Origin of the sequence: Klebsiella sp. 64 (genome assembly GCF_018223915.1) — a bacterium.
Taxonomy (GTDB): Bacteria; Pseudomonadota; Gammaproteobacteria; order Enterobacterales; family Enterobacteriaceae; genus Klebsiella; species Klebsiella pneumoniae.
The window spans coordinates 1-10,264 of record NZ_JAGRQZ010000030.1 but is presented as its reverse complement, the minus strand read 5'-3'; the positions used below and the strand labels follow the sequence as shown (position 1 = coordinate 10,264).

Here is a 10,264-nt window from a genome sequence, read left to right as displayed (position 1 = left end):
TATATATATATATATATATATAGTAGAGACAGTAAGGGGGTGATAAGGTAAAAAAATCCTATTACAACAGTAAGTTGAGTCTTTTCGTTAAAGAAGCCGCAAACGGCGGTTTCACCGCCACAGGCGAAGTAAAAGAAAACAAGTCGCAGGAAATTATAACGACGAAAAAATCGTAGTTCGTTTATCACTCAGGGCGGTTTCACCGCCACCAGCGCAGAAAGTTCACTGTCAATAACGGCGCTCCGCGCCAACGTTGAGAAAGAACGCAAACAACAAAACCAAAGTCTTAGAAAAAAAGCTAACCCTTCTGAAGGGCATCCGTTGAGAGAAGTCAGGTTGAAGAGAAAATGCTTATACCTTTTTAACGATGATCGGAAGTCAATTTTTTGACATTAGAAGTCGGTTCTATAAGAACGACTTGATCATGACTTGATGTCCAGCGAGAGCACGCCAGCCGTGGCTTGAAAGGGGGGAACGCAGTGGAAGCCTTGTAACGTAAGGTCAAGGCAAGCCCCTTTTTTTATCTGTAAGAACAAGCGAGGCAATTTTACCCCGCTCAGAACCCGTAAAAATTGCCGCTGGTGATTTCACCAATCGAAATCAATATCCAGAAGATCCAGCTCCAAATCCAAATCCAACTCCGGCAGCGGTTCAGCTTCGAGAGAAGCAAGAGGCGCCTTATCTTCCTCTTCGCTTAATGCCAGTTGCCTACTCACTTCAGCAATTTCTTTATCGGTTTCACGTTCCACTTCAGCAAAAAATTCAGCCCAAGAATCACCGGTTTTACTTTTCATTTTAAAAATCCTTTTTAGTTAATGGGCATCCATTGCCCAACGCGATCATTATCGCACACCAGCCTCACCGCGTCGGGGCTTTTCCCTCAATGGTGGGGACGTCGGGTGTTATCCAAGAACCCCCCAATGGTGGTTTTGCTAAAACAGCAGGTTGCCCCCGTATTGATGGGAACCACGAGCAGACAAGCGCTGTTCTAATAAAGCACCCTATTTCACTACGCTTAAAGTTGAAACAAACCGTAGTGATTTGTCTTGATTTTTATGTGATACAGCCGTAGTGTTTGGGCATTGAAGTAAATCACTACGAAAGGTTTTCGCATGGCTAATATTGGTTATATCCGCGTGTCATCCATCCAGCAGAACACAGAACGCCAGTTGGCTGGTCTTGCACTTGATAAAGTGTTTGAAGAAAAAGCGAGCGGAAAAAACATTGAGCGCGAACAGTTCAAAGCCATGATGGATTATGTGCGTGAGGGCGACACCTTGCATGTTCACAGCATCGATCGTCTTTGTCGTAAAACTTCTGATTTGCTGGCAACCGTTGAAGAACTTACCAAACGTGGCGTAATCGTCCAGTTTCACAAAGAAGGTTTCAAAACTGGCAAAGAAAGCGCTTTCGGCAACTTCATGCTGACTGTTCTTGCTGGAGTAGCCCAGATGGAGCGTGAATTTATGCTTGAACGACAGCGAGAAGGCTACGAAGCAGCTAAGCAAGCTGGACGTATTGCTGGACGTGGCAAAAGCTCCACAATCGATCGTAGAGCTGTCAGAGGCGATTTACAGTCCGGGATGTCTATCAGAAAGACAGCGGAAAAGCATGGCATCAGCACACAGACCGTGATGAAAATAAAATCCGAGCTTATTTGAGATAATCATTAGCACTTGCCGAGCAGACAGAACCACTATCAGCAAGGTGATTAGCTGCAAACATGGCACTATTGACCCATCTATTTAATAATGTTTGGTTAGTGACCGTGTCACAAACATGGTCACAATCGATCACACTGTATTGATAAGGGGTGTCACATGGCGGTACACACGGTCACTGAAGCCGCTAAATTAGCTGGTGTCACTAGGCGTACAATATACCGCTATATCAAGCAGGGTAAGCTCTCATCAGTTGTAACAGACAGTAATACAACCCAGATTGAGACCAGTGAACTATTGCGAGTTTTTGGCAGCCTGTCACAGCAAGAAGCGCCGCAGGTATCCACTGGATCACAGGTTGAAGAGCCTGAGTATGTCACACGTTTAATGGCGGAAATGTCACAGATTAGGGATTTGGTTCAAGGGCAGCAGCAATTATTGCTTGAGGATAAGATTGAGACTCAAAAGCTGCGAGAACAGGTGACCGGGTTGCAGAATGAACGTGATGTTGCGACTCAGGAACTGGAAAAAGTGAGAGCAGAGCTTGAGACGGAGCGTGGTAAGGGGTTTTGGAAACGAATTTTTGGTGGGTGATTTGAGTCAAACCAAATCTGACAGGCAGCTGCATATTCCGATGAATCCGACCACTGATTCCGACGCTAAGGATCACTGCTTTTGACGTTGTGAGAATTAAGTTTTGTGCCCTCTGCGAGCGCCAGCTTTTGAGAAGGGATGATGCTCATTTTTATCTACCTGTTAAGGGGATTCCACAGAGCCAGAATACTCAGATAGTTATCAGTGAATAATGTCGGCACACACAACACCGCCTGTCAGATTAGGTTTGGCTCTGTGCCATAGATGTGTCAGCTCCAGTCTGAGCTAATACAAATAATTCGCTATATCCAAACTGACCCTTAATGTGCATATCAAATAACGGCCCCATGGGCGCCGTTATTTGTTGTTATCACCGTTTACAGTGGCAGGGAGAGCGATGCGGTTTCAAGCGATTCCCCCTCATTCAGCCGGTTCTGCATATCACTGACGAAGACATCCATCTGACTGTTGGCAAAGAATTTAATCCCGACCAGCCGGACGTCCTCATTTTCCTCAATCACAATACGTTCCCGGTCATTCAGGATTTCGAGCATCCGTTCTTTCCATGCGTCGTCTAGCAGACGGTCATCCCCTTTCGGCTCAAGGAACACCTGCCAGTAAGCATTATCCGCATGTCGCGTCAGTATCATGATGAAATCCGGCATAAAGCCACGCACGCCGCCGAACTCCGTGAGCTTAAAGCGCGTTGACTGCTCGTCGTTACGCAGCACATAAATATCGTCGTAACGTGCTCTGAGCTTTGGTATAAAGCCTTCCAGTGTTTTCACCAGACGATGCTCAAGCTGGTTCAGTATAGCGTTATCGTACACGTACCATTTTTTACCGATGGTCTGTGCAGCGGTGATTTTCTGATTAATGACTACCGACGGGTCAATGTGCAGGCTGTAGTCTTTCATCACCTCTTTCACCGGCTGGCTGATAAAGCGGTACGTACCTTTCACCTTCTGGTCATTGCGGCGCATGTTCTCTGCGATACGCAGCAGAACGGTTTCCAGCAGGTGCAGTTTCTCTTTTGCCGGTACGATGGCGAAATCCAGAGACTGCGGCACGGTAACGGTGATTTTTAGTTTCCCAAGATAAGACTCACTGCGGATGAACTCACGAATACCGGTCAGTTTCGGGAAGAAGCGTTGAAGGTTATCCAGCGCGTAAAAACTGATCCTCTGCATGGCCTTGCGATAAAAACGCTCGTCCAGTAGCAGGAGTTCTGACTTTGTGATGCCAGCCGTTGCCCCTGTCAGGTTGTCCAGCGACTCCTCACCGGCGGTCTGATACGGTATCTCAAAGCGCGTTTCCAGCGAGTAGGTTTCCCAGTTGCGACTGCTGCTCTCAATCTCTTCCACTTCGTTAAAGTACAGCTTACCTGTCTGATATACGGAGGACTTTTTAAAGTCCTCTTTCAGTCTGGCGTGCTCAATCGTGCCGCCGCCGTCCTGATGCACGTCAATGTCCGCCTGCTCAAGAGAAGCGTGCAGCGTTTTGATGTACGCCGGCTCATTGATGGTGTGATAGTGCAGTTGTTCCAGCACGCTCAACTCCTTCGCGCTGGTATCAAATCGGCGGGTGAAGCTCCGCTTGCCGTCATACACGAACGGGAAGTAACGTGCGCCGCGCCCGATAAGCTGTGCCTCGCTGTCCGTGCCGGTTTTGCTGCTACTCGCCTGTTCGCTGATGCGGACGATGTCGTAGAGGTTGAGCACGTCCCAGCCTTCATTGACCTTTGCCACGGCAAAGACGGCTCTCACCGGATTATCGACTTCTTCCAGTGTGTTCAGCAGGACGGGGTTTTCTTCCAGCAAATCTGACTTGTTGACGTTCAGCAGGTTGAAGTCGTTAAAGTCCTCCTGAATCTGCCCGATAACCGTCACTAAATCGCTGCCAGCGTAACGCTGAATCACTTTATGCCAGATACTGGTGTCAGAGCTGAGCTGGACTCTTTTATTCGCCAGATGACGTCTGACGCTTTCAGGGGTCATTGCCGCAATCAGTTGCGAAAACTCTTCCTGCTTCGCCTTCGATATCGCAATCTTGTTCGATTTGAACAGAATGACCGGCTTGAAGCCGGTGATGCCGTTATCTATCGCTATCAGTTTGCGGTACTGACTTAACAGCACGGCATCAAGCATTTTGTCGCTGTCGTTCTGGTTGGCTTCCAGTAGCATGACCTTTTTCGAGTAACCGTCTGACATGAACTGTTTCAGGTCATACTGATACACCACCCTGTCACGGTATTTATTCCCGATATCTTTGTTTGCCAGGTCAATGGTGGCGGTGTACTCGAACAGGCGGTTATCCGGTCGCAGGGCGAGGATGTTCTCAATCGTGCGCTCCCAGGTCTGCTCCTCGTTCTCCGGTGAGGTTTTCGACTTACCTTTCGCTTTGGTACCGGCGTTGAAGTGATGCGCCTCGTCACCCAGCAGGACTAACGGGATTTCTTTCAAATCCTCGTAGGTGATGCTGTTTTCACGGTAACTGTTCAGCTCGTCGTGCATCTTATGGATGGTTGAGAGCTTGAGGTAAATCGTGTTGCGCTCAGGCGCAGGCGGGAATGTCTCCACCGGCGCGATGGTGATTTTTTCCCCGTCGATTTCCAGCTCCTGGCTGAACAGGTATTTCGGCGACTGCGGGTTGAGCAGGTTCTCACGGGTTTTTTGGATAATCGCGTCGGTATGTACGAAGAAGATGAAGTTCTGATACCCGTACTCTTTAAACAGATAGAGTATCGTCCCCGCCATCACCATCGTTTTCCCTGCGCCGGTTGCCATGTGAAACAGCAGATGGCGGTAATGCAACAGCGCCTCCTCCCGCTTACGTTGCGTGTAATGCAGGTAGCGGAGTGCGCCGTGCTGATACGGACGCATGGCATCCTTCAGGTTCGCCTGAATGTAGTCCGGCGTCTGATAGTTATCCTGAAACAACCCCGGTTCATCAAACTGCTTGAGCTTGTTAAACAGCAGCTTTTCGCTGCTGGCTGACTTCGGTTTCTTCGCCATACAGTTACTCCATCCCGTAGAAACTGCGGGTAAAGGCTTTATCGCTCTCTGAGATGTTCAGGTCACTGTCATCCATATCGGAAGCGTTCACGTAGAGCTGATTTTTATCGAGGATTTCAATCAGCAGTTGTTTTTGCTCATGCAGTTCAAGTTCGCTGAACGCGACTTTACGTGGAATACCGTCCATCTCGTATTCAGCGGAGAGTACGTTTTCCAGTGCCACCTGATAATTGAGATGTGCCTCTGTTTTCATCACAGCAAAGAGCTTTTCGAGTTCTTCATTAGACTGTGCTTTCTGGATTTCATGCACGAAGTAGGCGTTCAGCTCCATCAGCTCGGCGTAGACGAAGCTGCCGCCACCCTGCCAGTCCACGTCTTTGGATATCCCCCCCTGCTCACCATCGATGACTTTTTGCAGACGTGGCACAGTGATCTCATTTATATAATCCATTTGTTCAATGCCGATATATCGGCGTCCCATTTTATGGGCTACAGCCGCTGTTGTTCCACTCCCAAGGTGGAAATCTAAAACGAGGTCACCTTCTTTTGTACATGACTCTATACACCGTTGAATCAACTTTTCAGGCTTTTTCCCATTTTTAAAAATGGCATCTCCTTCATTAGCTATCCCATTCCAAGGAATATCAAGCCATAGATTGGTGAGTAATATTGTAGGCGTCATGGTTCCATTTATTTTTTTTACTTTATTAGAGTAAAAGTATATTTGCCTGCCATTGGTGATATATATGTCATCATTATCTCTTTCTACTTTATAAATTTTTCCGGGGTTTTTCTTGGACTCATCCCTCGCCTCTACGATTTTTTTTCCAGCCGCATTGCTTATTGCGGTTGCTTGATAAACAGAATCTGATTTTTCAATGGCGAATTGAGCCATTTCCTCTTCGAAATCTAATCGACCTAATTTTTCTCTTGCTTCTTTAACGGTATTGAAACCCTTGTAATTAGCAAAGTGTTCACTTAAAGAGCATGTAACCCATTTGTCGTATTCGGCATTTATATTTTTTATAAACCTTCCGTATGATGGGTCGTAAGAGCTTTTAACGAACTGAGGTGTATATGTGTAATTGCTCCTGTTTTTACAAAACATTAGCAAATACTCTGTTTGTGAATATGGTGATGGGTTCACTACTTTTAATCCTGAAGGATCGGACGTCTTCACCACTATGTTATTTAGAAAGTTATCTCTACCAAAAATACTATCCATTAGAAGTCTTAAAGAAGCATGTTCCTTGTCGTCACATTGCACAAAAATCACCCCATCATCACTTAGTAATTCTTTTGCTATTGATAGCCTGTTTTTCATGAACGTAAGCCAAGTGGCTCGATTAAACTTATCGTTATACCTAAATCCATCGTTTCCAGTGTTGTATGGTGGGTCTATGTATATTAATTTTACTGAACCAATGAATTTTTTTTTCAGACAGTGTAGTGCTATAAGGTTGTTTCCTTTCAACAAAATATTATCATTTCCATTAACTGATGATATCTTGTCAGAAGCTAATCCCTTAGCATATCTTCTCGCAAAGGTGAAAACCTTTGGAGATAATAGGTTATCTATTTCATCTTTTGCAATTATATCATTATAATATATTTCACTTTTCCCATTTTCTTCTTTAGTCATTCCTCCCTCAAGAGTACAATCCTTGAAAGGAAAATCCAGCACTATATCATGGCTGTAATCAATGTATTTACCTGAGCTGGTCAACCCAATCTTGTTACGGTATTTAGTGAAGCTGTTAGCCCAGTATTCTCTGTATTTTAACAGGCTGCATAGTTTATCAAAGTCAAAAATCAAAATCCCATCAACATCGGTTCCATAAACGGATTTTATTTTTTCATTATTGACCAATGCTTTGATTAGATCTGGCTGCTTTTGACTGATGGCGTCACTCACCATTGAGCGGTGTAAACCTTCTCCGCTCCAGAATTGCGGGAACGTTTTTAAAACCTTGTTCAGTTCTTTGATTAATTTGGTCTGCATGTCATGGCCTTATGACTGTTAGAGATTGAAAAGATTGTAAGGTATAGAGTCCTGTGCTGGAACCTGACAGCTATGCTGCTGATGCAGTTGCGGAAAAATGCACCAAAAAAAGGGGGGGTAACATAAGGGATCTTGTCGGCATCGCTAAAACGGTTTCAGTGCCGTTTTACGCAAATCCACGTATTATCCCCCTGAAAACCACCCTCCGCCCGCAATCATTATGGTTGATTTTTAGGGTGTGAATTGTTATGTACCAAATTCTCTGGCATATGTGCATCATCTTTAATTGATTTGACGCTGGGGTTACTTCAGGTGCATTATCCATGAAACGAAAAAACCCGCGTTCTCAGGCGCGGGTTTTAACGGGTAAACGGGTTTTCTCAGGACTCGTCTACCAGGTAACTGAGTCTTTAGCGGGAACAGCTACCTAAAACGTGATCTCAGTGTATCTGCCTTACGCGGAGCATTCAAGCTACAGACGGGCGTTTTTGTGCCCGAATGCATATCAACAAAGTTCCCGCACTCAAGACTCGTTACCGTATTGGCTGTTGCCAATGACGGCACTTTGCCGTGTCCGCTGGGGTTGGAATCATGAGAATAGTTACCCAGCAGGCGCAACGGTCGGATGAAACGGGGAGTTCGTGCATATCATCCAGCTTGGAGCGAACCACCTAAGACGAGCAGTACCAGCACCGGGAAGCTGAGAGTTAGCGCCCCCAAGGTAGAAAGAGCGGTAAAGCTGGCTGCAAACGTTAAGGTGGGAACACAGGAGCGCACGAGGGAGCTACTTATCGGAAACGGTGAGGATCTTTAAGCTGTGTCGGGGTTCGCCTACTCTTGATTTGAGCGCCTTTATTGTGATGCTCGTCAGGAGGGGCGAAGCCTTCTGTAAAGCGTCATTATGGGGAAGAGAGTTACCTCAGCCGAGAGGTACATTAGAGCGTTGTGCTTCTGATGTTGAGACGACCAATATTATTAAAGACTGGCATTCGCGCGTGAATATCTCTTTTCGTAAGCGTGGCATACCTACTTCCGTCTAGCTTTCCGTATTATTTCAATGTAACCCTTTAATTATTAAGATAGTTTATATATATTTGTAGTGTCGAGAAGGAAGCCCGACACTGCTTACAGGATGTAGGCGGTAACATTCAAAAGGAAGTAATCATGACCAAGAAGCATCTGGTTGCAGACGATGCAGCCGCCTATCTCAATATCAGCCGCGCTCGATTTTTCGATTTCCGTCGATTCGTTCCAACGTTCCCGAAGCCCGTCAAAGTTCGCCTCAACGAGGGCAGACCGCGCCTTGTGTGGACACCTGAACAGCTCGACGCTTTCGCGTTGGCTTTTTGGGGGGATCGCTCACATGGGTAATCTGACCAGAACCGCAGTAGCCAAGCTGATCCGGAATAAGCTGCTGAACGGCGGCAGGCTGACACCAAAGCAACTTGACCGGATTTTGCAGAAATACGGAAATCACGAACGTAGCCGAGTTCTGGAGCTTTTGTGCTGTAAGTGGGGCATACCCATTACCACAGACTCGAAAGGCTGTTACAGCATCACTGAGAGCGATTTAAGACGGTTTGCCGATGACCCCGATGATGTTCTATCTGGCTGGAAGGAAGACGCGAAAAAGAATCGTGAGTATCGCCAGCTTTATCGGTTTGTTACGGCGTTTACTGGATTGTCCGGAATCAGCAGTGAGACAAGACGAGAGGTGCTGGCAGCAGTGAAAGCCAGAATTTAAGACAAAGAAAAGCCCGCTTTCGCAGAGCGGGCTAGAACACTTTACAAATGGACGTATCGAAAAAATACAATGAAATCATATCACATAACGCCAGATGAGGCGACCCCAGCATTAGCAAAACACACGCCACCAGCAGGACGCATGAAGCGTACCGGGGAAGATGTGACGACATCGAGAACGCCTGCATCACGCGGAAAATCACGAGCAGGAATGCCGGGCAAGTCAACGAAGGTCGACGGCTGGACTGAAAAGACCCTTCGGGGATTTAAAGATTTTGTTCGAAGCATTGACCAAAGCAACTTCATTGGCGGACACGTATCAGCGATTACCCTAACGACAGGAAAACGCCCATCTCCTGAGTTGTTTAAGAAAATGATCGCCGCCGTAACCAATGAGCTAAACAAAATGACGGGCGGAAAATGGGTCTACTGTATTGAAAAAACCAAGAACCAGAAGGCTCCGCACGTTCACTTAATTGCCGTGTTCCCTGATTCATGCGGTGATATTGATGCAAAGAAAGTAATTGCAGCCTGGTTTAAATGGGCGATGAAATCGAATCTCGTTCCGTCGATTGAAAATCAAGATGCACGGGACGCATGGTCCCCAGAGGGCTGGATGCGCTACATGGCGAAGCGTGATAGCAAGTTGATCATACACGGCACAAAGGAGCTTTCCGTAACCAAAGGCTGTTTGCCGGGCGTGCGTATGTGGGGTCATGGTGACGGGTGGTCGCTATCTCGTGAAGATATCGATTTAACTGACGCAGCTCACCGCGTCATAACGTCCATGGCTGACACTGCTATCGACATCCAGTTACGTGATAAAGGTTTGCGGGATAAGGTTGTATCTTCCCGGAAAAGGCTTGAGAGATATGGTAGCGCGGCTATTGTCGCCCCACGGTCTTTCCGACCGTCGGAGATGGGCGTTTCCATTATCAAAGAGCTGGCTGCAAATCCGGGTCTTGTTTTTGGGGTAAACGGGATAGGCTTTCGCCCTGAAAGCCACCGCGAATGCGAAATTCTACGCAGAATGCTTCCATTGCAAATCGCCAGGGAAATTACTCAGGAAGAGTTCGAGTCTCTGTATGGCGAAATTTCCGAACATTACGACGAGGAGATGGAAGACATGTTGGCAGACATGCGGGAGGCAGAAATGGAGGACAGGCATCGGTCCGGCGATATTCATATCTATGATGAGCAAGCGCATGATGCCGAGTGGATGTGAGCGTATATATATATATATATATATA

At 46.7% G+C, this 10,264-nt stretch carries 8 protein-coding genes; 5 read left to right on the top strand and 3 right to left on the bottom strand.

Annotated features, from left to right (window positions below; translation table 11 throughout):
- Positions 1-587: 587 nt before the first annotated feature.
- A complete protein-coding gene (locus KHQ23_RS20115) occupies positions 588-794 on the bottom strand; it encodes a hypothetical protein (RefSeq protein WP_200785457.1) in 207 nt (68 codons plus the stop codon).
- A 318-nt stretch (positions 795-1,112) separates the two neighbouring features.
- On the opposite strand from KHQ23_RS20115, the gene KHQ23_RS20110 reads away from it, so the two are divergent.
- Together KHQ23_RS20110 and KHQ23_RS20105 are read left to right on the top strand one after the other, a co-directional pair.
- Entirely contained in the window at positions 1,113-1,661 is a 549-nt protein-coding gene (locus tag KHQ23_RS20110; RefSeq protein WP_050849815.1) for a recombinase family protein, read from the top strand.
- Positions 1,662-1,820: 159 nt separating this feature from the next.
- Entirely contained in the window at positions 1,821-2,255 is a 435-nt protein-coding gene (locus KHQ23_RS20105; RefSeq protein WP_135681668.1) for a helix-turn-helix domain-containing protein, read from the top strand.
- 377 nt (positions 2,256-2,632) lie between these two features.
- Here the strand turns inward: KHQ23_RS20105 and KHQ23_RS20100 are convergent, their stop codons facing one another.
- Together KHQ23_RS20100 and KHQ23_RS20095 are read right to left on the bottom strand one after the other, a co-directional pair.
- On the bottom strand, positions 2,633-5,269 hold the full coding sequence (locus KHQ23_RS20100; protein ID WP_200785455.1) for a DEAD/DEAH box helicase family protein: 2,637 nt from the start codon (positions 5,267-5,269) through the stop codon (positions 2,633-2,635).
- A gap of 4 nt (positions 5,270-5,273) precedes the next feature.
- Positions 5,274-7,271, bottom strand: a complete 1,998-nt coding sequence (locus KHQ23_RS20095; RefSeq protein ID WP_135681665.1) for a site-specific DNA-methyltransferase — start codon at positions 7,269-7,271, stop codon at positions 5,274-5,276.
- A gap of 1,164 nt (positions 7,272-8,435) precedes the next feature.
- On the opposite strand from KHQ23_RS20095, the gene KHQ23_RS20090 reads away from it, so the two are divergent.
- The 3 genes from KHQ23_RS20090 to KHQ23_RS20080 all read left to right on the top strand — a co-directional run bounded on the left by KHQ23_RS20090 (position 8,436) and on the right by KHQ23_RS20080 (position 10,239).
- Complete coding sequence (locus tag KHQ23_RS20090) at positions 8,436-8,642, top strand: hypothetical protein (RefSeq protein ID WP_085859064.1); 207 nt, start codon at positions 8,436-8,438, stop codon at positions 8,640-8,642.
- Positions 8,635-9,015, top strand: coding sequence for a hypothetical protein (locus KHQ23_RS20085; RefSeq protein WP_200785453.1), 381 nt, complete (start codon positions 8,635-8,637; stop codon positions 9,013-9,015). The genes KHQ23_RS20090 and KHQ23_RS20085 overlap by 8 nt, the downstream gene beginning before the upstream one ends.
- Positions 9,016-9,156: 141 nt before the next feature.
- Positions 9,157-10,239 (top strand): hypothetical protein, encoded by a 1,083-nt coding sequence (locus KHQ23_RS20080; RefSeq protein WP_162708812.1) that lies wholly within the window; start codon positions 9,157-9,159, stop codon positions 10,237-10,239.
- The last annotated feature ends 25 nt before the right edge of the window (positions 10,240-10,264 follow it).

Excerpts from the sequence above, each read along its gene's own strand:
- KHQ23_RS20115 (WP_200785457.1), bottom strand. The coding sequence starts at position 794 with ATGAAAAGTAAAACCGGTGATTCTTGGGCTGAATTTTTTGCTGAAGTG.
- KHQ23_RS20110 (WP_050849815.1), top strand. The coding sequence starts at position 1,113 with ATGGCTAATATTGGTTATATCCGCGTGTCATCCATCCAGCAGAACACA.
- KHQ23_RS20105 (WP_135681668.1), top strand. The coding sequence starts at position 1,821 with ATGGCGGTACACACGGTCACTGAAGCCGCTAAATTAGCTGGTGTCACT.
- KHQ23_RS20100 (WP_200785455.1), bottom strand. The coding sequence starts at position 5,269 with ATGGCGAAGAAACCGAAGTCAGCCAGCAGCGAAAAGCTGCTGTTTAAC.
- KHQ23_RS20095 (WP_135681665.1), bottom strand. The coding sequence starts at position 7,271 with ATGCAGACCAAATTAATCAAAGAACTGAACAAGGTTTTAAAAACGTTC.
- KHQ23_RS20090 (WP_085859064.1), top strand. The coding sequence starts at position 8,436 with ATGACCAAGAAGCATCTGGTTGCAGACGATGCAGCCGCCTATCTCAAT.
- KHQ23_RS20085 (WP_200785453.1), top strand. The coding sequence starts at position 8,635 with ATGGGTAATCTGACCAGAACCGCAGTAGCCAAGCTGATCCGGAATAAG.
- KHQ23_RS20080 (WP_162708812.1), top strand. The coding sequence starts at position 9,157 with ATGAAGCGTACCGGGGAAGATGTGACGACATCGAGAACGCCTGCATCA.